General features: G+C 34.6%; 1 protein-coding gene. It reads left to right on the top strand.

The genetic code is table 11. The features are described 5' to 3' along the window. Positions 1-254 (top strand): AAA family ATPase (locus tag FDX22_RS27460; protein WP_146718071.1); only part of this gene is annotated, 254 nt, incomplete at both ends.

Here is a 254-nt window from a genome sequence, read left to right as displayed (position 1 = left end):
GAAGACTTAATAAATTTAAAAGATGACTGGCTTATTGATACGTTAATGCCAAGTTCACAAGCTGGAATACTTGTAGCTCCATTTAAGTCATTTAAAAGCTCTCTAGCAATGCACATGGCTTTAATGGTATCGCAAGGGTTACCTTTTTTTGGTTATGATACAAAGCGAAGCAAGACACTATACATAGACAATGAAGATACTGACAGAGAGTTAAACAAAAGGCTTAGAAATAAAGATAATGCACCAGAAGACTT

This window comes from Citrobacter sp. TBCS-14 (assembly GCF_005280805.1).
Lineage (GTDB): Bacteria > Pseudomonadota > Gammaproteobacteria > Enterobacterales > Enterobacteriaceae > Citrobacter > Citrobacter gillenii.
This window is presented reverse-complemented; position numbering and strand designations above follow the sequence as displayed.